The 24,856-nt window shown below is 42.6% G+C and carries 23 protein-coding genes and 1 riboswitch; of the genes, 17 read left to right on the top strand and 6 right to left on the bottom strand.

Going from position 1 to position 24,856, the window contains the following annotated elements:
• Nucleotides 1–414: 414 nt before the first annotated feature.
• Together LF817_RS10705 and LF817_RS10710 are read right to left on the bottom strand one after the other, a co-directional pair.
• A complete protein-coding gene (locus LF817_RS10705) occupies nucleotides 415–939 on the bottom strand; it encodes a type 1 glutamine amidotransferase domain-containing protein (RefSeq protein ID WP_253935800.1) in 525 nt (174 codons plus the stop codon).
• A 59-nt stretch (nucleotides 940–998) separates the two neighbouring features.
• Nucleotides 999–1,370: a DoxX family protein gene (locus LF817_RS10710; protein ID WP_253935801.1), complete on the bottom strand. Its 372-nt coding sequence runs from the start codon at nucleotides 1,368–1,370 to the stop codon at nucleotides 999–1,001.
• Nucleotides 1,371–1,535: 165 nt separating this feature from the next.
• On the opposite strand from LF817_RS10710, the gene LF817_RS10715 reads away from it, so the two are divergent.
• Nucleotides 1,536–2,435 carry a DUF1002 domain-containing protein gene (locus LF817_RS10715; protein ID WP_253935802.1) on the top strand — a complete coding sequence of 300 codons (900 nt, stop codon included), beginning with the start codon at nucleotides 1,536–1,538 and terminating at the stop codon, nucleotides 2,433–2,435.
• A 21-nt stretch (nucleotides 2,436–2,456) separates the two neighbouring features.
• Here LF817_RS10715 and LF817_RS10720 read toward each other — a convergent pair whose 3' ends face one another.
• A complete protein-coding gene (locus tag LF817_RS10720) occupies nucleotides 2,457–3,737 on the bottom strand; it encodes a tetratricopeptide repeat protein (protein WP_253935803.1) in 1,281 nt (426 codons plus the stop codon).
• A gap of 247 nt (nucleotides 3,738–3,984) precedes the next feature.
• On the opposite strand from LF817_RS10720, the gene LF817_RS10725 reads away from it, so the two are divergent.
• Complete coding sequence (locus tag LF817_RS10725; protein WP_253935804.1) at nucleotides 3,985–4,515, top strand: sigma-70 family RNA polymerase sigma factor; 531 nt, start codon at nucleotides 3,985–3,987, stop codon at nucleotides 4,513–4,515.
• Between the two features lie 83 nt (nucleotides 4,516–4,598).
• Here the strand turns inward: LF817_RS10725 and LF817_RS10730 are convergent, their stop codons facing one another.
• Complete coding sequence (locus LF817_RS10730; RefSeq protein WP_253935805.1) at nucleotides 4,599–5,186, bottom strand: SCO family protein; 588 nt, start codon at nucleotides 5,184–5,186, stop codon at nucleotides 4,599–4,601.
• Between the two features lie 170 nt (nucleotides 5,187–5,356).
• Here LF817_RS10730 and LF817_RS10735 point away from each other — a divergent pair, with 170 nt between their 5' ends.
• Entirely contained in the window at nucleotides 5,357–6,130 is a 774-nt protein-coding gene (locus LF817_RS10735; protein ID WP_253935806.1) for an alpha/beta fold hydrolase, read from the top strand.
• Nucleotides 6,131–6,310: 180 nt separating this feature from the next.
• On the opposite strand, the gene LF817_RS10740 is transcribed toward LF817_RS10735, so the two are convergent.
• A complete protein-coding gene (locus LF817_RS10740; protein WP_253935807.1) occupies nucleotides 6,311–7,711 on the bottom strand; it encodes a hypothetical protein in 1,401 nt (466 codons plus the stop codon).
• A gap of 119 nt (nucleotides 7,712–7,830) precedes the next feature.
• Nucleotides 7,831–7,986, bottom strand: a complete 156-nt coding sequence (locus tag LF817_RS10745) for a hypothetical protein (protein WP_253935808.1) — start codon at nucleotides 7,984–7,986, stop codon at nucleotides 7,831–7,833.
• Between the two features lie 831 nt (nucleotides 7,987–8,817).
• Between LF817_RS10745 and LF817_RS10750 the strand changes: the two genes are divergently transcribed.
• The 14 genes from LF817_RS10750 to LF817_RS10815 all read left to right on the top strand — a co-directional run bounded on the left by LF817_RS10750 (nucleotide 8,818) and on the right by LF817_RS10815 (nucleotide 24,795).
• On the top strand, nucleotides 8,818–9,417 hold the full coding sequence (locus LF817_RS10750; protein WP_253935809.1) for an NUDIX hydrolase: 600 nt from the start codon (nucleotides 8,818–8,820) through the stop codon (nucleotides 9,415–9,417).
• Between the two features lie 67 nt (nucleotides 9,418–9,484).
• The gene (locus tag LF817_RS10755; protein WP_253935810.1) at nucleotides 9,485–10,630 is read left to right on the top strand and encodes a trans-sulfuration enzyme family protein; all 1,146 of its coding nucleotides are present in this window, start codon (nucleotides 9,485–9,487) and stop codon (nucleotides 10,628–10,630) included.
• A 76-nt stretch (nucleotides 10,631–10,706) separates the two neighbouring features.
• Nucleotides 10,707–10,817: riboswitch (SAM riboswitch) on the top strand.
• Nucleotides 10,818–10,923: 106 nt separating this feature from the next.
• Complete coding sequence (locus tag LF817_RS10760; protein ID WP_253935811.1) at nucleotides 10,924–12,711, top strand: PLP-dependent aspartate aminotransferase family protein; 1,788 nt, start codon at nucleotides 10,924–10,926, stop codon at nucleotides 12,709–12,711.
• Nucleotides 12,712–12,727: 16 nt separating this feature from the next.
• Complete coding sequence (locus tag LF817_RS10765) at nucleotides 12,728–13,717, top strand: aliphatic sulfonate ABC transporter substrate-binding protein (RefSeq protein ID WP_253935812.1); 990 nt, start codon at nucleotides 12,728–12,730, stop codon at nucleotides 13,715–13,717.
• Nucleotides 13,718–13,744: 27 nt separating this feature from the next.
• Nucleotides 13,745–14,575: an ABC transporter permease gene (locus tag LF817_RS10770; RefSeq protein WP_253935813.1), complete on the top strand. Its 831-nt coding sequence runs from the start codon at nucleotides 13,745–13,747 to the stop codon at nucleotides 14,573–14,575.
• A gap of 15 nt (nucleotides 14,576–14,590) precedes the next feature.
• Nucleotides 14,591–15,304 carry an ABC transporter ATP-binding protein gene (locus LF817_RS10775; RefSeq protein WP_253935814.1) on the top strand — a complete coding sequence of 238 codons (714 nt, stop codon included), beginning with the start codon at nucleotides 14,591–14,593 and terminating at the stop codon, nucleotides 15,302–15,304.
• A gap of 13 nt (nucleotides 15,305–15,317) precedes the next feature.
• Nucleotides 15,318–17,003: an acetate--CoA ligase gene (acsA, locus tag LF817_RS10780; protein ID WP_253935815.1), complete on the top strand. Its 1,686-nt coding sequence runs from the start codon at nucleotides 15,318–15,320 to the stop codon at nucleotides 17,001–17,003.
• A 219-nt stretch (nucleotides 17,004–17,222) separates the two neighbouring features.
• Nucleotides 17,223–17,786: an RNA polymerase sigma factor gene (locus LF817_RS10785; RefSeq protein WP_253935816.1), complete on the top strand. Its 564-nt coding sequence runs from the start codon at nucleotides 17,223–17,225 to the stop codon at nucleotides 17,784–17,786.
• The gene (locus LF817_RS10790) at nucleotides 17,779–18,570 is read left to right on the top strand and encodes an anti-sigma factor (protein ID WP_253935817.1); all 792 of its coding nucleotides are present in this window, start codon (nucleotides 17,779–17,781) and stop codon (nucleotides 18,568–18,570) included. The genes LF817_RS10785 and LF817_RS10790 overlap by 8 nt, the downstream gene beginning before the upstream one ends.
• A gap of 915 nt (nucleotides 18,571–19,485) precedes the next feature.
• Complete coding sequence (locus tag LF817_RS10795; protein ID WP_253935818.1) at nucleotides 19,486–20,826, top strand: copper amine oxidase; 1,341 nt, start codon at nucleotides 19,486–19,488, stop codon at nucleotides 20,824–20,826.
• Between the two features lie 282 nt (nucleotides 20,827–21,108).
• A complete protein-coding gene (locus LF817_RS10800; protein WP_253935819.1) occupies nucleotides 21,109–21,876 on the top strand; it encodes an alpha/beta hydrolase family protein in 768 nt (255 codons plus the stop codon).
• 211 nt (nucleotides 21,877–22,087) lie between these two features.
• Nucleotides 22,088–22,324, top strand: a complete 237-nt coding sequence (locus LF817_RS10805; protein WP_253935820.1) for a hypothetical protein — start codon at nucleotides 22,088–22,090, stop codon at nucleotides 22,322–22,324.
• Between the two features lie 390 nt (nucleotides 22,325–22,714).
• Nucleotides 22,715–23,275 carry a methyltransferase family protein gene (locus LF817_RS10810; protein ID WP_253935821.1) on the top strand — a complete coding sequence of 187 codons (561 nt, stop codon included), beginning with the start codon at nucleotides 22,715–22,717 and terminating at the stop codon, nucleotides 23,273–23,275.
• A 17-nt stretch (nucleotides 23,276–23,292) separates the two neighbouring features.
• Nucleotides 23,293–24,795, top strand: coding sequence for a phytoene desaturase family protein (locus LF817_RS10815; RefSeq protein ID WP_253935822.1), 1,503 nt, complete (start codon nucleotides 23,293–23,295; stop codon nucleotides 24,793–24,795).
• Nucleotides 24,796–24,856: the final 61 nt, after the last annotated feature.

A 24,856-nucleotide genomic window follows, 5' to 3' on the forward strand; every position in this document is an offset into this window, starting at 1 on the left:
AGAAATGGGGTCTTGGAAATAGCTCGCTTTCCGCGGGGATGACGGCCAGCCTCCTCGAGCTAAAGCTCTGCGGGGTCTAGCCAGTCCATCCATTCCCGCAGGAGTCTCACCATTTCCAAGACCCCATTACCATGGAGGGAGAAACGAAACCCAAGGAAAGATATATGAAAAAGAAACTACAACGGTATTTCAGCTTTTTCAAATGCTCCCAAGGAAAGCGAGTTATTCCTTGCCGCCCCTGATGCATTCACAAAATGTCTCGAAAACGAGTTTCCAGATAACTTCCATATAATTAAATACCTATCTATTGAAACAAACTTAACCTTATACGAAAAAAATCGCTCCATTCGTTATGATGTTAGTGAATAAACCTAACAGAAAACGTAAATGAGCGATTTTTTTATGAGTAACTATTTAGCTGTCAGCTAGCAAATCAGCAAAAGCTTTGGCGTACGGTGGGAGATCAGGCGGACGTCGTGCCGATACGATATGTTCATCCTGAACGACTGCCTCATCATGCCAGATCGCTCCAGCATTGACCATATCGTCCTTGATACCTGGGGTGCTCGTCACTTGACGGCCTTTTAGAATATCGGCTGAAATGAGCACCCAACCAGCATGACAGATCTGCCCAATCGGCTTTTTGTTTTCGTCCATATGACGGACCATGTGAATGACGGTGTCATAACGGCGAAGTTTATCCGGGGACCAACCTCCCGGGACTAGAATTCCGTCATAGTCTGCAGGATCAATGTCTTCAAAAGAATAATCAGCTGTGGCAGGAACACCGTATTTTCCTGGGTATTCTACTCCAGCTTCTTCACCTACAAGATCCACGGTTGCACCTTCTTCTTGTAAACGAAGGAGGGGATACCATAATTCTAAATCCTCGAAATCTTTACTGACGAGAGCAATGACTTTTTTATTTTGTAATCTCATTGAGCTGCCTCCTTTATCTATCCTGTCTTCAGTGTATCAAATAGAATGGACGCACAACACTATTTCGATACAGCGAGTACCCACCAGATGAGCAGCGGCTGGAAGAGAGGACGTATCCAGAGAGCGGTGAGGTTGGTTTCCTCAGACCATGGCGCCGGTATCCCATGAATCGCCGCATAAATATTAGCGGGAAGAACAGCTAAGAGAAATATGGCTGTGGCGATTCCCGCAAGGCGTCTAGTTTGCGGGAAGATGAGGAATAACGAAAGCATCCACTCAATAATCGCGGTCACATAAACAACTTCCAGTTTGAACGGTACAAAATCAGGAAGCATTGCAGCAAAGCCTGTATCGTATATAAAATGAGCCACGCCGGCGAGAAAAAAGCCAGCGGCAAATAGGTACAAAGCCATGATTTTAAAAGTCTTCATAAAAAGAACTCCCTTGTGAAACGTTTTTTGGTCGCCATGCGTATATAGGATGTGTGAAAAATAAGCCAAAGAGTTGATGCTAAAAGCTGATAAACAAGTATAATTAAATTTAAGTCTAGCATAATTTTCAAAGAATTTTTAAACTATTTTAAGGGGTCGAATGTAATGAAAAACCGTTTTATAGTTGCGCTGATAGGGATTTTATTGGTGGCCGCTGCCCTTATTCCCAATAATGTCCAAGCTTCTACTGGTAATGAAAGCATCAATGAAAAGCTGGGGCTGCCTATTGTTGTATATGGAGATGCATTATCAGAGGAGCAAAAGTCACAAGTCACTGAGCTATTGGAAGTTGGACAGCATGATGAAGTGGATGAGTTTACTGTAACAGGCCAGGATATCGCTAACTACATCGGGGGAAATCCCAATTCAAATATGTATTCTTCTGTAAAAATCCTTCATAAGGATAACGGGGAAGGACTGAATATTGATATCGTCTCCCCGGACAACATTACGGAAGTCACAAAAGAAATGTACAGCAATGCGCTTCTCACGGCAGGAGTCGAAAATGCCGAAGTTTTTGTCGCTTCTTCTGTGCAAGTGAGTGGTCATTCTGCTTTGACAGGCATATATAAAGCCTATGATGCTAAAGGTGTCACATTAGATGAAGATCGGATGGAAGTGGCGAGTGAGGAATTAGATGTAGCCACATCGATTGCTGATGAGGGGGTAGACGAGGCGGAGGTCAGCGAACTATTGACAGAAATCAAGAAAGCGATTGCTGAGCAAAACCCGGCTACTAAAGAAGAAATAGAACAAATCGTCGAAGAACAAATGAATAATTTGAATATCGAGCTGAGTGAAGAAGACCGGCAGAGGCTGATTGATTTGTTTGAACAGATGAGAGATTTGAACATCAACTTCGATAACGTTAAAGATCAATTAGATGAACTGACTGGCGGAATTCAAGACGTCATAAACGATGAAGGCTTTTGGAATAAAGTATCTACTGCGATACAGGATTTCTTTAAGGCACTGGCTGATTTCTTCAGGTCTATATTCAATTAATAAAGTCGCCTCAGATTCTGCTCATGCAGAACCTGAGGCGTTTTCAGTTCTCTTAATATGAGAAAAGTAGGATTCGGCGGCACGTTTGTACTTTCCGGTTTCGTATAAATGATTGGCAAGCTTTAAATACAGGTGATCGAGGGGTTCTTTATCAGCATCTTGTTCGAAAAAACCGATGCAAGTTTCTAAACTTTGCTGGTACATTTCTTCATTACCGGTTTGAAGGTAATAGGCGAGAAAAGCTTCAAGCAGATAATAATCGTCGGAAGGATGACAGACCTCTTGTTTTGCTTGATTGTATAAAGCTTCAGCTTCTCGTAACCTTCCTAAACTTACGTACGCCTTACACAAAGAATGATAGGTGATTTGTTTACTTGCGGTCAGGCTTTGTTCTTCTTTGAGTTGAAGGGCACGTTCAAGAAAGTCGCAAGCTGTCTCATTGCATCCAGATTTGCGCATGACCACACCTTTATTATGGAAGATTTGAGTGAGTAATCGCCGGTCACCCCAATCTTCTGCGCGTTTTTCAGCTTCTGTCAGGTAATCCATAGCTTCCTCGAACTTTTCTTGATTTAAATAAATGACGCCTACTAAATTGTACACCATAGATAGTTCATTAGGCTGGTGCAGACTTTCATAATAGCTTAAAGCCTCATGGCTGTATGTAACAGCTGTATGGTAATCACCCACAGCATTCGATAGTACCGCGATATTGTAAGTTAAAGCAGCTTTGACAGAAAGCGATTGATTATCGAAAGAGAAAAGTTTGTAGTGCTCAAGGCTTTTTGAGTACTCCGCCATCTGGTAGTATCGGATGCCTAAACAATAGTGGTAGGCGTTTTTTACGTATAGAGGTGCTTCGTTCATTTGATCTTCATCGATAAATGGATGTATGTAAGCTTCATAAACATTCTGAGCTTCGTTATGGTTTTTGCACTTACAGTAGTAAGCGCACTTTAACAACAAATAATATAATTCCTGATTCACGTTCGATAAATAGCCATAATAATTTTCGTCCAGTGTCTCTATAAGAGGCTGGGCCTTTTTAATGTCTGTTATGATCAGCTGTTCAAGCTGGACTAGTATATGATGAACCTCAGGGTCTTCTTCTGCATAGTGTTCAAAGAAAGTAAATGGTAAATCCAGAACCCGAGCAATTTTCCGAAGAGTCGGTGACCCAGGATTACGGTACCCATTTTCAATCTTACTGAGGTGAGCAGTGGATATCGAATCACCTGCAAGGTCGTTCAACGTCATATTATATATTTTACGGTAGATGTTAATTCTTTTTCCGATGTTCACAAGCAACCACCTCTTTTATCCCGTATATATCCATCATACATAATTTGTCTTGTTTTGAATAGGTCTAAAGAATTACTTAATTGGCTATTATGTAAAAAAATAATGAATGATGTTATAGATTGCGTTAATTTTCAAAAAAATTGCTTAATTCCCATTCGATAATAGTACAAAAACAAGATTTGCATTTTGTGGGAATATTGTACGATTAAAATGAAAAGATGATTTCTCATAATGGAGTGGACCGAATATGAAAGATATAAATAGGGATGAAGGTCTCAGGCAAATCGCTGAGGAACATTATGGGGCGATGTTGAGAACCGCACGCTGTTACGTAAAAGAAAGCATGACCGCCGAGGATATGGTGCAGGAAGCCTTAGTGAAAGCGTATGAAAGGTTTGATTCTTTTAAAAGAGGCAGCAATTTAAAAGCTTGGGTGTATCGTATTATGATCAACCACTGCAAGGATCATTTGCGCAGTTATTCTAATCGTAACGTAACGCCCTGGGAAGACCATTGGCTGGAGCGGACAGAATCCGCTGCACGTGACCCCCTTGAAATTATGTTAGAAAAGGAAGAGGTTGCTGATATTCATGAAGCCATCGAGCATCTGAAGCCGGATTATCATGAAGCAGTGCACCTTTATTATTTCGATGATTTATCGGTCAAACAAATGTCCAACGTATTACACATGAACGAGAATACATTAAAAACAAGAATGAAGCGGGCCCGCGACCATCTAGGAGGAGAAATCAGAGAAGCGGCAGCGGCTCAAGGATAGCTGAAGTAGTACCTGACTGACAAAAAGGTGCTGCTTTTTTATATGGACAAATAAAGGAAAAAGCGAGCAGCATGTGCCCGCTTTTATTGATTAGCCAGAATTTCAGCGTCTTCTATAATCTTTTCAAAAGGTACATTGGTATCGCCTTTATAACTTTTCATGACCTGATTATTTTTATCCATAAGGAAGAAAGAAGTTCCGTGGTTAACTTGCTCAGCTCCTTCAGGTTTCTGCACGATGGTTCTGAAGCTTTCCTGTCCGTAGGTTTCGATTTCTTCTTGTGAGTATCCAGTGATGAAGGACCAATTATCAAAATCGGCTTCCTGGGCCGAAGCGAATTCTTCAAGTTTTTCCGGAGTATCAACTTCAGGGTCTACGCTGAAGGAAACAATCTCGACTTCAATGTCTTCTTCTTTCAATTCTTCCTGTAAGTTCGCCATATTCCTTGTCATTGGAGGGCAGACCGTATCGCAAGACGTGAAAATGAAGTTGGCGAGCCATACATCACCTTCCATTTCATCGACAGAAAATTCTTCGCCAGCTTGCGTAGTTCCGGACAAGTTGTCAATTTCCCATTCTAACGGATCCTCTAATTCTTTTTCACCGCAGGCTGCCAGAATAAGTGTAAGTATGATGAGTGAGAAAAATATGTATAATCTTTTATGACGCATGGTGAGCTCCTTCCATTTCTGTGTATCTCTATATAGTTTACGACTGTCTTGAGTAAGGTGTCAATTTGCCAGGTCCAACAAAAATTATGTTAGAAGTTCGCTTTAAATACGAATGTGGAGGATAGATAAGGAAACACTAGGCATCTAGATAAGAAATTAGGGGGATGTCTATGCCTTTTTACATGAATGAAGATGGTCAGCGATTATTTTTTGAAGACTGTGGTACAGGGAGCATCATTCTATTTATCCACCCCCCTGGGATGGGGCGGAAGGCTTTTTTACAGCAGCATGAGTTAGCGGAACAGTTCCGTATCATAGTGCCTGATTTAAGCGGGCATGGGGACTCAGACGCCGTAAACCTTTCACCAACGATCGAGCATTATGCAGAAGAAATAAGACACTTGGTCGATTATTTGAAAGTAGACCAAGTGTTTGTATTTGGTTACTCGGCCGGAGGTTCTGTAGCTCAGCAATTTGCGTTAAGGTATCCAGAGAAGGTGAAAGGGCTGATTCTTGCGGGGGCTTTTCCTAAAGTCGACACTATGATACTTAAGTTTGAATTCAAAGCCGGGATGAGCCGTTTAAAACAAGAAGCGCGCTCCCTCGCAAAAATCATTGCAGCCTCCCATTTTAAAGAGCCGGAGATCAGGCTGGAGGTCGAGGAGCATATGATGAAATCAGATCGAATGGTATGGCATCAATTTTATAAGAATGCCTATCATTATGATTGTACGAGCCGATTGGATGAATTAGTCATGCCTGTGCTGCTTTTATACGGTACGCGTCCGCCATGGATCAACAAACATTTAAAGTATTACCGTGTGCTGCCCAAAGCCTCTCTTGTCGTAGTGGACCATGCTTCTCACCAAATTCCTGCCACTCATGCTCCTGTCGTCAACCAGGCAGTCAGGGAGTTTTTTAATAGGACGTTTATGAAAAAATAAAGGAGCAGACCTTAAAGTTTATTTCTTAACTTTTATGGTCTGCTTTGTTTATTAAAGGCTAGGTTCAATCATGGCCCCTTGCGATTGTAAGGATAAGGAAACGACGAGAATCCCGCAGTAAAGAGAATTGTTCCGAACCTCATGTTTTATAAGGCTGTGAGGCCCATTTGGTCAAATCCTTTATTCCGTTAAATCGACAGTTTCTTGGAAATCCACCTTTTGAGACGCCTGGAGTTGAGGCATCTCTATAGTAATCATATTACTGTCCTGAAGGGAAGAAGTGGACAGGCTAAGGACCGTATTGCCATTATTTATACCGCCTCCCGCTCCCATGATTTCTTCTCCGTCCTCATTAACCGCTATAAACGGTTCGTATTGCATGGCAGATGCGGGAGTACGCATAAGGTTTGGACTTAATGTGAGAGTGTGGTCACCCGGTTTCGGCTCAAATCCCAGGTGGATTTCCATCCCCATGGAAGGGTCATACACTTTTTGCTCTAGATCAATGTCTGTATTTAATTTTTCGGAAGTTTTTTCGTTTACATCCACAATTACTCGTTCCCGTTCCTCCCCGACTTCTTCTTCATAATCACTGACGTCCACATCAAAAGATAAATCTTCATCTGTTAAAAGCGAGACGGATTCAATGTCAATGTCCAAAGATTCCGGGTCTTCATCATAAGGAGTAAATTGAGCTTCATATACATCAGGTTGTCCTTCGACAGGATGAAGATAGGAAATTTCTGTGCTTGTATTTTCATCACTCACGCTGCCTGTCAGATTGCTTACTTCATGCTCATCATGTGTGATCTCTAACGTGATTTTATTCGAAGTAATCCCTAAAGCCACGTCTATTGGTTTGATCGTTAGGCCGCTTTTTTCATATACATCATTAAAATCTGCAGTTTGTCTGATTTCTTGATCTTTTTCATATGTATAAGTCAATGGTTCTTCATCGGTAATTTCGCTCGTATTGTCCATGCTGATACGGAAAGAAGTAGGAATCGTTTCGTTTATTTCCATATCCATAGGTTCCTTTTGTTCAAGCGGTGGCATGACTAGAACGCCATATAATTTTCCATCATAACTCATCAGCCCGTCATTGGATTCGTTAGATTGGAATGGGGAATGTGATTGTCTCGTCATATTTCCTTCTTCAGGATTTACGTTGACACTTGAAATATCAAATAGAGGAGAGGTTTGTAAGTTATCTTTGTCTTCGAAAACTTTCAAGTCCACGGAGTAATACATGAACACTTGATATTGGGAGTGCCATATCTCATCAATGGTCAATTCACCTTCATGACCGGGGATTTCATAGGATTGTCCTGGGGATTGGATGATTTCCAACTCCTTGGCTTTCCTATAGCCTGGACTTTGCATATTGTAAAAGTTATCGATTGTTTCCCTGCTTTCAGCTCTAGTCACATTTTGGGGAAGTTCGAGTTCTTCAGCAGTTGGGTTTTGAAAAACTTCTAATTTTTCCGTCGCATTGTCTTCATCGCTCATACTCCACTGGACGGCTGCAGCGAAAATAACGAGGAGAAATACTAGTCCGATCCATTTTCCTTTCTTTTTCATCTATCCGCTTCCTTTCTTGAAAATAATGGGTTCCTCTTTAATAGAAGCATAGCAGATTTTTTACAAGTAAAAAACGCACGATCGGAATTTAGTCATCGTGCGTGCAATTAGTTATAGAGTTAATCGTCATAGTGATTGAACATTGCTTCTCCTTCCTTTTCAGTGTCCTCACCTTCCTTGTTATCTGAAAAAGCCTGGTTGAATTTTACGGGATGGGATAATAATTCAGCTGCTTCATTAGTAATAGTATGTTTTTTGTTTTTGTCATCATTCAAAAAATCACCCCCTTCGTCTGCTTAGTATTTCTATTCTGAAAGCTTTATATTAAACGTCGTTGCTGTTTTTTTATAAACAGTTACTCTGCAATATGGCAGGATTGCGGAAGACTTGGCTTCGAGATCACCGGGATTCATTGCCAGGTTGCCAGTCAGGGGGGGAGCTACTCGCTTTCCTGTGGGGGAACTGGCAAGCTTCCTCGGGCTAAAGCCCTGTGGGATCTCGCCTACCTCCTTCTCCCAGTCTTACACTTATATTAATCTAGGGCGTGAATCAGTTCATAAACCATATGGGGGACTATCCAGCTCCAGCACTTAGCGGCTACTGAGACTTCCTTCACTTCTGTACGATAAGTCAACATCGAATCACTCCGTTCTTCGTGTTTCCTTTATCTCCGTCAGCTCAGTCCAGTCCATACGCCGCTGAACGAAGCGCTTCCGCTTTTACAAGGGGAGTCTCGAAGCTTTCCACCCCCTATACAAAGTTAGTCAGAAACGCACCCTTTCTAAGAAGTAGCGTTTTTACATTTCTGGCCCATGAGAATTTAGAGCTCTATAGCAAGCATTTCAACATGGGGCGCTCTAACCTACATGCTTGCTTTTTCTTGAAGCGGTTTCGAGATACTTATGAGGCAGAGGGCGAATCGTTTCCTGTAGCCCCAAAACTCTAACTATGTCTCGAAACCAAGCCTTCAAGAATTGGGAGCTTATATGAATATCAACATGGAATTGAACAAAGACAATTTGGAAGCATCTAAACGAATATCGTCGTATTTTGTCGTAGTATGATATGATGAATGTACAGACTATTTAGGAGAAATGAGTGGGCATATGGGAGAAATTTTAAAAATTTTCAGTGACTGGCTTACTCCTATCGGAGAAAAAGACAGAGACGAAGTGCATAGGGACGGAGACTGGCACGAAAGCTTCCATTGTTGGTTTTATCGACATGAAAATAATCGGACAGCTATTTACTTCCAAAGGCGATCGGATATTAAGAAGGATTTCCCTAATTTATATGATATTACAGCAGCCGGTCATATACAGATTAATGAAAGTCGGATTGAAGGCGGTTTAAGAGAGGTCCGTGAAGAATTAGGCCTTACACTGTCTGAAGAAAATATCAGTTATTCCGGATTTTATAAAGAACAGCTGCAGATGAAGGCACTGAACGACAGAGAAATCTGTCACATTTATATTTTCCCTTATGATGAAGCGATGCAGCTTGCTATTAATGATGAAGTTACCGATGTAGTCAGAATTGATATCGAGGATTTTGTAAGCATGATTTCTAAGAAACGCAAATATCTATCAGCTTATTCACTCTTAAATAAACATGAGATCGACTTGGAGGTACACCACTTTTGCCCACATGATTTCAATTATTATCAGCACGTTGTGCAAGCAATATGGAATACTAGGGAAGTGTAATTTTTGACAGTTTACAGACCTGTTGTTATATACTATTTAAAAATTGCAACAGAAGGAGAGATGATCGATGAGCGAGAAATCGTTTAACACACGTGTAGTACATAATAAAATAAATCAAGATCAAGCCTTGAACAGTAAAGCGACGCCGATTTATCAGACGTCTGCATTTACTTTCAAAGACTTGGATCATCTGGAAAGTTATTATTCAGGAGACACACCTTATCTTTACACGAGGGAAAACAATCCGAACACGGATGAGCTGGGAAGGACTGTGGCGAATTTAGAAGCTGCACCTGCAGGGGTGGCAGCTTCATCTGGTATTTCTGCGATCATGGCTGGAATCCTTTCCATAGCTGAGTCAGGAGATCATATCGTAGCGGCGGAGGATTTATACGGTGGGACTCATCATCTTATTACGAAACAGCTGGCAAGCTTTGGAATTGAGTACACTATGGTATCTTTTTCAGACATAGAAGCAGTTGAACAGGCGATTAAGCCGAATACTAAGCTTATGTATACCGAGTCGATTTCCAATCCTTTTCTTAGAGTAGAGGACATAGAGGGGCTTGTTAACCTTGCGAGGAAACGTGGTTTGAAAACGATGGTCGATAACACATTTGCCACGCCTTACCTTCTCCAGCCCTACACTATGGGTGTAGATCTCGTCGCCCACAGTGCTACAAAATATATCGGCGGTCATAGTGATGTGACTTCCGGCGTAGTAGTAGGTCATGAGGATTTGATTGATAAAGCCAAAAAGAAAGTGATCGGCCTAGGTACAAACTTGAGTCCATTCGAAGCCTGGCTTACCCAAAGAGGGTCAAAAACTCTCGCATTGCGTATGAAGCAGCAGTCTTCTAATGCCGAACAGCTGGCTTATGCGTTAAAAGAAGACGAGGGGGTAGAGCAGGTTTATTACCCTGAACAAGTGTCAGATCGCGGCAAGGGTGCGATTGTAACGATTAAATTAAAACAGAGTGTGAACTTGGAAAGCTTCTTTAAATCGTTAGGCTGGATTAAAATAGCACCGACTTTGGCTGGAGTCGAAACGACAGTATCTTATCCTATTCGTACCTCTCACCGTTCTTTGACAGATGAAGAACGTTCCAAAGTCGGAATTGATGATTATGTAATTCGGCTTTCAATCGGTATTGAAGAAGCAGAGGATATTATAGCTCAGTTAAAAAAAGCGATAGCCGATTCAGTTAAATAAATATTCTAAATATTATTGACTTTAGAATAAATAGTCCTTATAATTCATAAGCATAGCCTAAACAACTAAATATAAACTCTTATCAAGAGCGGCAGAGGGAATAGGCCCTGTGATGCCCGGCAACCTTCAAACATAGGTTTGAAAAGGTGCCAAATCCTACAGATCCATGTGATCTGAGAGATAAGAGGAGGAAAATGTTATTAACAGCCCCTCTTCTTATCGAAGAGGGGCTTTTTGCGTCTCGACATCTAAAATGTTCTACATTTTTAAATAATCTCAAGGAGGATTCACTTATGACAAACTCATTCGAAAGCTACGATTTAGACACATTATCCCTGCATGGCGGTCAGTCACCTGACCCGACGACAGGTTCTCGAGCGGTACCGATTTACCAGACGACTTCCTACGTTTTCCATGATACAGATCATGCGCAAAGCTTATTTGCTTTAGATGAACCGGGCAATATCTATTCTCGTATTGGGAACCCGACGGTGGATGTTTTCGAAAAGAGGATGGCATTACTTGAAAATGGTGTGGCTTCCGTAGCTACCGCTTCCGGGATGTCAGCTATCTCACTTTCTATCCTGAACTTGGCAGGCGCCGGGGATGAGATCGTTGCAGCTGCAAATCTTTACGGTGGTACTTATAATTTGTTTGCTAATACTTTGCCGCGATATGGCATTAAAGTAGTGTTCGTTGATCCGGATGACCCCGAAAACTTCCGCAAAGCGATTACTGATAAAACGAAAGCGGTGTTCGCTGAAACCATCGGAAATCCTAGCTTGCACGTTCTGGATTTTGAAAAAGTTTCTGCCATCGCTCATGAAAATGGAGTTCCGCTCATTGTTGACAATACATTCGCAACGCCATATTCCTGCAAACCAATCGAGTGGGGAGCGGATATCGTCGTTCATTCTGCAACGAAGTGGATTGGCGGACACGGTACGACCATCGGAGGCGTTGTTGTTGATGGCGGCCGGTTCAACTGGGGTAACGGGAAATTCCCAGTTTTCACTGAACCTGACCCGAGCTATAACGGCATTCGCTATGCCGCTGACTTTGGCACCTTAGCCTTTATCACTAAGCTTCGCGTCCAGCTGCTAAGAGATCTGGGTGCATGCTTAAGCCCGCAAAATGCTTTTCAGCTGATTCAAGGACTTGAGACACTGCATCTTCGCGTCGAACGTCATAATGATAATGCGCAGGAGCTTGCTGAGTATTTAAAAGCACATCCGGATGTGGAATGGGTTTCATACCCTGGTTTGCAGGAGCACCCGGCTCATGAACTGGCCAAAAAGTATCTTGATGTTGGCTTTGGATCGATCGTGAACTTTGGGATAAAGGGAGGACGTGAAGCAGGACGTCAAGTCATTAACAATATTGCGCTCTGGTCTCACGTAGCCAATGTCGGGGACGCTAAGTCGCTTATTATCCATCCGGCGTCTACGACTCACCAGCAGCTGTCTGTTGAAGACCTTGCCGCAAGCGGTGTTACAGAAGAACTGATTCGTTTATCTGTCGGCATTGAATCAGTTAAAGATTTAATCAATGATTTGAATCGTGCGATTGGAAAAGCGACGGGAAATGAAGTGACCTCAACCATTACGGAAAACGACGAAGGGGTCATTAAGTGGGCGCTGAGCTCCCCTCAAGTGAAGGAAGAAGAGAACGGCGAAGAGGTAACCCGGCCGAAACGTCTAGCTGTCGTAGGGCTGAGCGGTAAACCGTCACGTCCAAGTCATCGGCTGGCTCGTAAAATGCAGCGGTTAGGTTATCAAATCGTGCCAGTAAACCCTCGGGAAGATGAAGTGCTTGGCGAGAAAGCTTATCCGGACTTAAGTTCGATTCCATTCAAAATTGATGTCGCCCAAATTTTCCGCAGTCCAGAAGCAGCAGTTGAAATTGCTAAAGAAGCTGCAGAAGTGAAACCGGAAGTATTCTGGCTCCAGGAAGGTGTCATTGCCCCGGAAGCAGCTAAAATCGCAAGTGATGCCGGCCTGCAAGTCGTTCACAACCGTTGTACTTATAAAGAAGCGCAGCGTTTAAGAGGAACAATCGACACGTACGCATGTGAAATTTAAACACCAGGAGGATGACATGAACTTAAAATATACTTTTCTAACCATTGGGTTACTATTAAGTGTCGGGTTAATCGGCTGCTCAAGCAGCGCTGAAAACAAGGGAGATGGGAGCGGTCCTGATAAGATCACTCTTGATTATGCGCACTACTCTCCGACAAGTCTTGTCTTAAAAGAAAAAGGTTTTGCTGAAGAAGCATTTGAAGAAGAAGGAACAGAAATTGAGTATGTACTGAGTCAAGGGAGTAACAAAGCTTTAGAATTCTTGAACTCAAGCAGTGTGGATTTCGGATCTACAGCGGGAGCGGCGGCGTTGATGGCGAAAGACAATGGTTCCCCGATCGAATCGGTCTATTTGTACTCTCAGCCGGAATGGACGGCACTTGTCTCAAGTAAAGACTCCGGTATTGAATCTGTGGAAGACTTAAAAGGCAAGAAAGTTGCGGCTACTACCGGTACCGATCCTTATATCTTCCTTGTCAGGGCTTTGAAAGAACATGGGATGTCTATTGATGATATTGAGCTTGTGAATCTTCAGCACGCTGATGGAGCATCATCCCTGAACTCTGGAAGTGTGGATGCCTGGGCTGGATTGGATCCTCATATGGCGCGTGAAGAGTTAGGCTCAGATGCTAATTTGTTCTATCGTGAGCCCTCCTTCAACACTTACGGAACACTGAATGTCCGCAGCGATTTTGCTGAAGAGCATCCAGAAGCCGTTGAAAAAGTGATCGAAGCTTATGAAGAAGCACGCAAATGGACAGAAGAAAACCCGGAGGAAGCAGCACAGATTTTAGCGGAAGAAGCTAATATCGATCCGGAGGTAGCGGAAATCCAGATGGAGCGCAATGACTTCAGCCAGCCTATCCCTGGCGATGACTTAAAAGAATCCATTAATGGAGCAGGTAAAGTACTTCAAGAAGAAGAAATCATCGATGCTGATAGTGATGTAGAAGAGTTGACTGACGAATTGATCAATCCGAGCTTTGCTGAGAACGTTATTGAATAATAAAAACTACAGGGAGGAGTCGATTACATGGCGAGTCAAACAGAAGCTGCGGTAAGGCCGACAACAAATAAAGAAAAATCAACCACCAATCCACTGAAATCTAATGTCGTTGTAGGAAGCCTCCTCCCCGTTACTTTAATTATCATTTGGGAGCTGGCTTCCAGGGGAGGATTTGTAGAACCTCACTTACTTCCAGCACCTACAACTGTAGTCGAAGAAGTGATTACAATGGCACAGGAAGGTGAACTGTGGGGCCATATCTGGATAACATTGTATCGAGTATTCACTGGATTCCTATTAGGCACAGGAGCGGCGATTCTCCTTGGTGCGGCAACTGGTTATATTAAAATTGTTGAAAGAATATTAGACCCAATGCTTCAGGCCCTGCGCGCTATTCCTTCTCTCGCTTGGGTTCCCTTGTTCATCCTGTGGCTGGGAATAGGAGAAACTTCGAAGATTACTCTTGTGGCAGTCGGGGTGTTTTTCCCAGTGTATTTGAATTTAACTTCTGGGATTCAAGGAGTCGACCGTAAATTAATTGAAGTGGGACGGATGTACCACTTTACAGCTCTGCAACAAATCAAGCGGATCATTTTGCCGGCATCTCTCCCTTCATTTCTCGTGGGATTAAGAAGCGGTTTGAGTTTAGGCTGGATGTTCGTAGTAGCTGCCGAATTATTAGGAGCAAGTGAGGGCCTTGGATATTTGATGGTCTTCGGCCAAAACACTTCTGCTCCAGAATTGGTGATTGCCAGTATTTTGCTGTTCGCTATTTTTGGAAAAATCACTGATGAGATACTCAAACGAATTCAGACGAGGACGTTGAAATGGCAGGACAATATGGAAAATGCTTCATAGAGAGGAGGGCGTGGCATGTTAGCAGTCGATCAAGTATCAAGAATATTCCAGGGTGGCAAAGCCGGTTTTAAAAATGTGAACTTGAGTTTGGAAAAAGGTGAAGTGGTCGGTGTTCTCGGCACAAGTGGGTGTGGAAAAAGCACCCTGCTTCGAGTGCTTTCAGGTCTTGATGAAAATTTCGAAGGAGAGATCAAGACAGAAGCGAATGATCCAAAGCAAGCGTTTGGCATGATGTTTCAGGAACCACGCCTGATGCCCTGGCTTAACGTATGGGAAAACATAGTATTCGGCACAGGAAAAAAAGATAAAAAGCAAGAGGCTTTTGAGCTGATGAAGACGGTGGGGTTAGAAGGATTTGAAAATCATTATCCTAAAGATCTCTCAGGAGGAATGGCCCAGCGAGCCGCCATTGCCCGTTCTCTTCTTATCCGTCCAGAGATTCTGCTGCTCGATGAGCCATTCAGCGCGCTTGATGCGTTTACGAAAATGCAGCTGCAAGATTTGCTTCTGGATATTTTTGAGAAGCACCGGACGACAACCTTGCTGGTGACCCACGATATAGATGAAGCTTTATACCTTTGTGATCGTGTCATCATCATGCGCGGCCAGCCAGGACGGATTGAATCCCAAATCACCGTGGAAGCAAAAAGGCCGCGGAAGCGCGGGGACTCTTACTTGGCAGAGCTGAAGCAAGACGTATTAAAAGAACTGGACTTTACTAAAGAGTAAGGAGGCTCATCGTATGACGACAAAAATTCTTCCGCCACGGCATGGATCATACAATGTAGCTGAGGAATGGATGGAAGGGGAACCTTTTAATTGGGAACGCGTCCATCCAGTATTCACCTGGTATCAATCAGGGAAGGTCAATATGTCGTATGAATGCGTAGACAGACATGTTGATGAAGGTAAGGGAGATAAAACCGCCCTCCATTATTTTTCTGAAAATGAAGAAGAGACGTATACGTATAAAGAGCTCCAACGGGAAGTGAACCGGTGGAGTAACGTGCTCAAAGATCATGGTGTAACTAAAGGAGATTTCGTTTTTGTATTCTTACCTAAACATCCTCATTGTCATATCGCTATGTTAGCTGCGATAAAAATCGGAGCCGTCGTCGGCCCGCTTTTTGAAGCGTTTATGGAAGAGGCTGTCAAAGATAGAATCAATGATTGTGAAGGAGAATTCCTCATAACGAATTCCAATTTCCTTGACCGTGTGAATAGACCTGAGATCCCCAGCCTTAAAACGGTGTTTACGACAGATCTTGAAGCTTCCGGCTCCGATATTTCGATTACAAACGAAGCAAAAAAAGCTGACGATCAAGCAGAAACCGTTTGGGTGGATTTAGACGATGGTTTGAATATTCATTATACAAGCGGATCCACAGGCAAACCGAAAGGGATCATTCATGCTCACCGTAACATGATCCAGCAATATCAGACAGGCCGGTGGGTGCTTGATTTGAAAGAGGATGACGTGTACTGGTGTACGGCCCACCCTGGTTGGGTGACCGGGACCGTGTATGGTGTATTCGCTCCGCTGTTGAATGGCGTCACTACAGTTATTCACGGCAGCCGTTTTTCAGCGGACTCATGGTATCAGGTTCTTGAGCAGGCTCAAGTATCTGTGTGGTACAGTGCCCCTACTGCTTTTCGTATGCTGATGGCAAATGGAGAGGAAACATTGGAGAAATATGATTTATCTTCTCTTCGCCACATTTTAAGTGTAGGAGAGCCGCTTAATCCTGAGGTTATTTATTGGGGGGAAAAAGCTCTTGACTTGCGCATTCACGATACGTGGTGGATGACAGAAACAGGTGCTCAGCTCGTAGCCAACCTGCCTACTAGAACGATCAAGCCAGGGTCTATGGGAAGGCCGATCCCTGGTATTGAGGTAGCCGTCCTGGACGAAGAAGGAGACGAGTTACCGGCAGGAGAAACCGGACATTTAGCTATCAAATCATCCTGGCCTTCTTTAATGAAAGAGGTTTGGAAAAATGAAGAGAAGTTCAACTCCTACTTCCCATATGGCGAAGATTGGTATATTGCAGGTGATCTCGCCTACCTTGATGAAGAAGGTTACGTATTTTTCCAGGGACGCAGTGATGACATGATTAACTCGTCTGGAGAAAGAATTGGACCTTTTGAAGTGGAAAGTAAACTGATTGAACATGAAGCTGTTAAAGAAGTAGGGGTCATCGGAAAACCTGACCCCGTGCGAGGAGAAATCGTCAAAGCTTTCATCGCTCTGAACGAGGGGTATGAAGAAAGTGCCGAGTTATTAGAGGAGATTCGATTATTCGTCCGCAGCGGACTCGCTGCTCATGCTGCACCGAAAGAAATCGAAGTAGTAGACGAGCTTCCGAAAACTCAAATTAGCGGTAAAGTTTTACGAAGAGAATTGAAGAAAAGAGATAAGGCAGGGTAACTTACAAAGTTACTCTGTTTTTTTGTGAACGATCCTTCCATAAAAGAGGTGCAAAGGTGTTCGTTATTCTTATGCGAAAGGGATTGCATCATGTGTTTTGATTAATAAAGTGATCCAATTCACTTCCAATTACGATAGCTATACAGCATACCTTCAAAAAAAGAGAATGTCACTTGAATTATGCTATGATAACTACATCCAATACTGAAGGAGAGTGCTATGAGAAATCGTGACTTAGAGCTCTATCTCCAGATGGCAGATGGTAATAAACAATCGCTTGAAGCAATATACGACAAGTATGAAAAATTGCTTTATTCTTTTGTTATCAAGTTATCTGGTGATCAGACATTAGCAGAAGAAGCACTGCAAGAAGTATTTATTAAACTATGGACAAAGAAGGCGGTCTATGACGAATCAAAAGGCAAGTTTTCTTCATGGATCGTTACGATTACAAGGTATACGGCCATTGATCTCATTCGAAAAAATAAAAAATCGGCAGTTTCTATAGAAGAAGAAACAGATCTGCCCGAACAATCGGATCAAACGACTGAAGACCTTGTGGAGTGGAAAGAGCAGGGGGAAACGATACGTACAGCAATGAACCAATTATCAATAGAGCAAAAAGAAATGGTGGACTTATTTTATTTTAAAGGATTAAGTCAGCGGGAGATTGCTGAACAATGTGATATACCGCTGGGCACTGTAAAAGGACGAATACGATTGGCTTTAAAACACCTTAAGAAGAATTTATCAACAGGGAAAGGGGGCGTTTACGATGCGTAACGAATGTGATGTAGTCATCGATTATTTTAATGATCAATTGAACGAAGATGAAAAGAAAGCTTTTGAAGCTCATTTAGAGAACTGTAAAGATTGTCAGGAAGAACTGGAAGAGCTTCGTTTGTTGACTGGAGACTTGCCATTCGCTGCGGAGCCCGTAGACCCGCCTGAAGGTATGAAAGAAAGAGTGCTGACATCTGTTTTTTCGGAAAGTACAGAGGAAAGCGATGATGAAGCACCTGTGACAAAACCTGCAGAAACTCCAGTAGTGCCTATGTCTAAACAAACGGCTTCGAAGTCGAAAAGGAATTCATGGGTCATGCGCGGATTAGCAGCGGCACTGTTGTTGTCGTTAGCAGGAAATATATATGCTTTAGTCAATGAGCAGGATATTGCTGAACAACCGGAAGATCCTGAAGAAGTGACGCCTCCTGAAGAAGACGAAGGAACCGATCAAGTGGCTGAAAGAGTTCAGTTGCAGGGGGAATCTTCGGCATCTGCAACAGCGGCTATGATCAATAGAGACAATGGAGGAATCCTGACGCTACAAGCTGAACAATTGGAACAACTTGATGGAGAAGAAGTGTACCAGGTTTGGCTGCTTGAAGGAGAAACTCCGCACCGTGCTGGGTCCTTTATATCCAATGAAAACGGGGACGGGGCTGTCGCTTATTCTATGGAAGGTTTACCTGAAGGAATAGACTGGGACGCTGTGGCCATCACAAAAGAACCAGATGCTAATAGCGAAACACCTCAAGGAAATATATTGTTAAGTGCAGAATTATAAGAGATGACAGGCAGATTTCGACAGCTGCCTGTCTTTTTTTGAAGAAGGCTTTGCATAAAACATACGTTAATTTTTTATATAAGCTCCCTTATGTGGAAGGCTCATTTTCAAGATGTTTGGGGCTGTTTCCGTTATGTTTAACACCGGATAGAGCTCCGGGAAATCACTCCCTTTCCGTAGGAGCGCGGTGAGCTTCCTCGGACGTCCCGTCCTGCGGGATCTCACCAAGCCCTCTCTTCCCACAGGAGTCTCGCGATTTCCCGGAGCTCTTTGCGATTATTTATTGGAACGGAAACTCATTTGACTGAAATTCAGCACTTAAGAAACGTGAAACCATGAATGTTACTTAGAACATGACTAGCGGAAAACGTACACTATCAAGTAGAAGCAGCTTCTCTCCTTAATTCGCTTGATATGAACCACGCATTTTCCGAATATTTCTGGCACTGCCCCTCCTCAAGCATATACGAACATTAATGAGCATACTGATTGGCGTAACGTATTAGGTTCCTAGTTAAAAAATGAGTTAGAACGCAATATTTTTCATAGACAGGAATCGGAAAGACGATCTTTTTTGAGGGGAGGGTTCATTTGCCGTTTCTATTGGGTTGGTCGAGAAACTGCGAGACTCCCGTGGGAGAAGGAGGTAGGCGAGATCCCACAGGACGAAAGCCCGAGGAAATCGCCAGGTCCCCCACAGGAAAGCGTGTAGATTCCCAACCACCCCTGACTCTTAATTCAGCAACGAACCCCGGTTATCTCGAGTCTTCAACAATCCTGCCATATTGTTGAATATCTCTCTTAAAAATAATAGATAAAGATATTTAACAAGAATTTTGAAAAATAATGATCCATTTTGTCCTCTGCTTCGATAGCTATATGAATGATTAATTATCAAAAGGGAGCGATGTGAAAATGGATTTCAAAAAAGCATGTTTAGTTGTACCTATGAGTGCGGCATTGTTACTTCCGACGTCACTGGATGTGGTGAACGCAGATGACCATAATATGCCTACGGTAGAAACGGAGGCCGTAGAACTTCGTGCCGAACTGGACAAGCTGTTAAGTGAACATGCCTTTCTAGCAGCTGAGACGATGAGGAAAGGTGCAGAAGGCGCACCAGATTTTGAAGCTTCAGCAAATGCTTTATCAGCTAATACTGATGACCTATCCGCAGCAATCGGCTCTGTATATGGTGAAGAAGCAGGCATGCAGTTTAAAGCCATGTGGTCTGAACATATCGGTTATTTTGTAGATTACGTTAACGGAACGGCTGAAGAAGATGAAGAAGCAAAAGAAATGGCAAAAGAAGAACTGGATGACTATCGTGCAGACTTTTCTGCTTTCCTGGAATCAGCAACTGACGAACGTTTAAACGCAGATGAGCTGGCAGAAGGACTGCAAATGCATGTCAATCAATTGATTGGTGCTTTCGATAATTATGTAGAAGGGGATTACGAAGAAGCTTATTCGAAGGAACGTGAAGCTATTCATCATATGTATGGCGTAAGTAAGGGACTGACCGGAGCAATCGTTGATCAATTCCCTGATCAATTCAACGATACAACGGCTGATACACCAGCAGCTGACCTTCGTTCTAACTTGAACCATTTATTAAGTGAACATGCAGGTCTTGCGACAATGGCTATGCAAAATGGAGTAGAAGGAACGGAAGATTATGAAGCGTCTGTTGAAGCCTTATCAAATAATACCGAAGATCTCTCTAATGCTATTGCTTCTGTATATGGAGAAGAAGCTGGAATGGAATTCAAAGAAATGTGGGAAGGTCACATTGGCGATTTTGTAACGTATGTGGAAGGAACAGCTGAAGGAGAAGAAGCTAAGCAAGAAGAAGCGGTTGAAGCTCTTGATGCCTATCGCGCAGATTTCTCTTCTTTCCTCGAGACAGCATCTGAAGGACGTCTGGACGCAGATGTTTTATCTGAAAGCCTCGGAGAACACGTTGATCTGCTCATCCATACTTTTGATCAATATACAGCGGAAGATTATGAAATGGCTTACGAAACTTTAAGAGAGTCTTATGGCCATATGTTCATGGCTTCTAAGGCCTTGTCTGCAGAGTTTGTCGATCAATTCCCTGATCAATTCGCTGCAAGTGAAATGCCAGAAGAAATGCCTCAAACAGGTATGGGTGGAACGGCGAATGGAAATATCGATCTATGGATCTTCGCTTCTATTATTGCCTTAATTGGAGCCAGCGGACTGTTAGTATTCAAGAAAAAGTCAAACCAATAATAGATATCAGCTAACGGCAAAAAAGTTAATGTGCCACACCATTTTACGGGCGGAATCTTCAGTGATTTCGTCCGTTTTTTTGTGGTGAGAAGCTTACATTACAGATAAAAAACAACTTCTTTTAGAGAGAGAAATCTAGTCATTTTATAAGATAAGAATTTAATCAAGTACTTTTAGGATTTGAAGCCAATGAAGGAAATTAGAATATCTTATGGAAATTAATAATTAGAGAGGAAGCTTGGAGTCTTTTTACTGTAAAGATGTATGAAAGGGAGGATTAAATTGAAGCGGGTATTAATGGGGGTGCTTTTGTTTTTAGCCGGTTGTGAAGCAGAGAGGCAGGACGTAATTATAAATAAGGAAAAAATAGAGCTGCCAGAAACAGTTTATTCCCAATCTACTGATACCTACAAAATTACATACTTAAGTGAAGAGCTAGAAGTGATAGGATATATGGTCAGCCCCAGGAACATAGAAGAAGACCTTCCTTTGTTGATTTACAACCGAGGCGGAAATCAGGAATATGGGAAGATTGACCGAGAGATGCTCTCAAAATACTTGTCCTTTTGGGCAAACAAAGGATACATTGTGCTAGCTTCTCAGTATCGCGGCAATGATGGCGGTGAAGGGCAGGAGGAATTTGGGGGAGCTGACGTGAGGGACATCTCAAATCTTTTGCAAGCTGCAGATGAGCTTCCAAACATTGATACTGAACATACTGTAATGCTAGGAAGGTCTAGGGGCGGTATGATGACTTACTTGTCTATTAAAGAAGGTATTCATATAAAAGCAGCCGCTGTTATAGGAGGAATTACAGATTTATTCCATCAGTACAGGAGAAACGCAGGTATGAAAGAAGTGTTAAATGACCTGGTTGGTCCGCCGGAACAAAACGAAGATGCTTATAAAAGTCGGTCTGCCGTATATTGGCCTGATCAGGAAACCGAGTTTGAATATGTTGAATACGAAGAAGGCGATCATGACCTAAGCAAGCATGTAGATGAGTATACTGACACGGTTAATCAATGGTTTCAGGAACATATGGATTAGGAAGGATTTTAAAAGTCTGCCGATAAAAAGCGCTTCTCATCCACCAATCATTAAACTTCTGCAACTACTTTAATAATTCTTTCAGTAATGGCAGCTGTGAGATTTTAAAACGTACTTAAAAAGAAAATACTTATTCAAATTCTCTATGTGTGCATTTTACGATAATTGGGTATAGCTGTAGTAGATGTTAATTGCAGAGAGGTGATTTGGGTTGTTTTATTCAGTTACTTTACAAAAAATACTGATCTTTTTAGGAATAGGAGTTACAATCGGAGCGGTCATCGGATTTAGTTCGGTGCTAGGTTTCGGTTTGGATGGCTCTGTGTTTGTCCTGTCTATGTTTCTAAGCGTGCTGACAGTATTTGCTGCAGCTATGTACGCTGAACTCTATCATATTCGTGAGGCCGTTAATAAGCAGCGGCAGGAGCAAAAATCCAATATAAAATAAAAAAAGGCAGTGAATCTGCCTTTTTTATTATGGATAAAGAAAGGAAAATGCTAACAGTATAGCGTAACCTAGAGTTATAATTGTAATGAGAATGTAGCTGGTCTTGTTCAGCTTTTTAAAAATGATCAAAAAAGTCAGAGCTACTACAGTTAATATAAAACTCCAATAGATGATCTCCATTACTCTAGGTTTTCTTTCGTAATCGATGGAATGTGCATAGCGGTACCTCCTACTAAAATTCATACGTAACGTAAGAATAGCATAGAAGCGTCTAATGTGTTTTCTTTCGTTTATGATTGTGCGTCTCGGGGAATTGACAAGTGTGGCAGCTTTGATTAGAAGAACGGGGGAGTGACATGCATCTATCGCCTCTAAGATGGGGTCATATACATGACTATGTTTGATTACATCTTTATAGGGATTACATTAATTTGGCTGGCGGAATTTCTGATTTTCCGCAACCGGCTGTCTTCATCTGACGAGGGTCGATTGGAGAAGAAGTCATTTCCCCTGATTCTTCTTGCAGTCGGGTTGACGATTCCCTTGACTTTATGGATGAGGGAGTTACATATCGGAGTGATCGATCTACCTTTGCTTTGGTGGTTCGGACTTGTAATGTACGGGATCGGAGTATTTCTTAGGTATTATGGAATTCTTCACCTGAGAGAACAGTTTACTAGAGATGTGTCCGTGAAGAAGGGTGATCGTCTAGTGAGTACTGGTCCATATAGGAAATTAAGGCATCCCCTATATACCGGTTTGTTATTAATTATCGTAGGATTTTGCCTGGGGGTAGGGAACGTTTGGACAGCAGTGATAGGTGGAGGGCTTGTAGCGCTCTCCTTAATATACAGAATTCGACTCGAAGAAGCTATGCTGATAGAAGCGCACGGAGAAATGTATCGGAAGTGGTGTGAATCACGATACAGGTTGATTCCTTTTGTTTATTAACTTTGGAGGTGGATGGAGTGGAAAGAAGAAAAGCGATTGTAGTCGGGGCAGGATTAGGCGGAATGTCGGCAGCTATCAGGTTGAGTGGAGACGGTTATGATGTGAAAGTGATTGAAAAAAACAGCAACCTCGGTGGAAAGTTGAACCGAAGAGAAGGCAAAGGTTTCACTTTTGACACCGGCCCATCCATTTTAACGATGCCGTGGGTATTAGAGCAGCTGTTCAGTAGTGTTCATCGCCGTTTAGAGGATTACATAACGGTAGAAAGAGTCGAGCCACAGTGGCGTACATTCTTTGAAGATGGGACACAATTGGATGTGACGAGCGACCTGCCTACGATGCTTGAGGAAATGGCTAAGGTCACTGAACGTCCTAATCGTAAGCTGACCGATTTTCTCTCCTATAGCCAGGATATGTACGAGCTATGTATGAAGAGTTTCTATAAATATAGTATTCAAGATTTAAAGGATCTAAAAAGCCATCATAAATTAAGTGATCTGTTAAAAATGGATCCGATGACTACCATCGCTAAATCTACTCACAAGCAATTCGACAACAAATATTTAGAGCAGATGTTCAACTATTTCGTCATGTATGTCGGATCCAACCCTTACTCGGCTCCGGCGATTCTGAATCAGCTCGTCTATGTGCAGCTTGGTTTAGGCATTCATTATGTGAAGGGCGGAATGTATCAAATCGCTGAAGGAATGGGTAAATTGATGGATGAACTACGTGTAGATGTCCAGTTGAATACGCCTGTTCAACAGCTCGTCGTTGAAGGGGAGAAGGTCGTAGGGGTGGAAACGGAAGATGGGACGGTTCATACGGCAGACGTCGTCGTCTCGAACCTCGAGGCAATCCCATCCTATCGTCGACTGGCTCCGAATTCTTCAAAAGTGAAAAAAGAAACAAAAGCGCTCGAGAAAAAATTCCAGCCGACGGTTTCTGGTCTAGTGCTGCTTTTGGGAACGGATAAAAAGTTTGAAAACCTTAAGCATCACAACTTCTTCTTCTCAGAAGATCCGGAGAAAGAATTCAAGCAGATTTTTGACAAAGGTGTACCGGCTGACGATCCAACCATTTATATCGGCATTTCCGCTCGATCCGATGAGACTCAAGCTCCTGCCGGTAAAGATAATCTTTTCGTACTCACCCACGTTCCTCCTTTGACGAATGGCAAACGCAAACCAATTGATTGGGATGCTTACAGAGAAACGGTTCTTGATAAGCTGGAACGTATGGGAATGGAAGGCGTAAGAGACTCGATCGAGTTTGAGTACCGTTTTACTCCAGAAGACTTGGAAAGTTTATATGGTCCAAATGGAGGGTCGATTTACGGCATAGCCTCTGACAAGAAAACGAATGGCGGATTTAAGGTGCCTTCGAAGAGTCAGGTGTATGAGAACCTATACTTTGTAGGAGGTTCAACACATCCAGGCGGCGGGGTGCCGATGGTGACTCTTTCAGGTCAATTAACGGCAGATTTAATCAAAGAAAATTCTACTGAAAAAGTAACATAAATTCAAGAAGCCACCCTCGTAAAGTTAGCAGCTTTGGTGCTTCTAAACATATATTAAATAG

Origin of the sequence: Halobacillus sp. A1 (assembly GCF_024189295.1) — a bacterium.
GTDB lineage: Bacteria > Bacillota > Bacilli > Bacillales > Halobacillaceae > Halobacillus_A.